General features: G+C 70.4%; 1 pseudogene. It reads right to left on the reverse strand.

What is annotated here, in order from left to right:
• Nucleotides 1-333 (reverse strand): annotated as a pseudogene (locus tag G3I56_RS42920) (2,3-dihydroxybiphenyl 1,2-dioxygenase); the annotation flags it as partial.
• Nucleotides 334-416: the final 83 nt, after the last annotated feature.

A 416-nucleotide genomic window follows, 5' to 3' on the forward strand; every position in this document is an offset into this window, starting at 1 on the left:
GCTGGGGTCCTCGCAGTGGATGAGGCCCTGGACGCGGCGGTCGGCGAGGGTGTCGGCGTCGCCCCGCTTGACGGGGTGTCCGGCGCTCTCCAGTGTGGCGGCGGCGTCCTCCAGGGCGCGGGCGTTGGCCACCTCGAAGCCGGCGGCGAGCAGCCGGTCCCGGGTGCCGGCGATGAACTGGAAGCGGTGGGTGCGGTCGTCGATGCGGATGTTGAGGGGGGTGTCCGTGGTGCCTTCGGCTTCGACCATGCCGAGGATGTCGAGGACGTAGGTGCGCCAGGCGGCGAGGTCGGCGGTCTCGATGCGGAGGTAGCCGAGTGCGCGGATGTACATGGGGGATCTCCTCGGTGGGATCAGTGGAGGAAGAAGTCGGTGGCGAGGCGGTTGAACTCGTCGGCGCGCTCGGGCTGTTCACA

The organism is Streptomyces sp. SID12488 (assembly GCF_010548275.1).
In the GTDB taxonomy this organism is placed as follows: domain Bacteria; phylum Actinomycetota; class Actinomycetes; order Streptomycetales; family Streptomycetaceae; genus Streptomyces.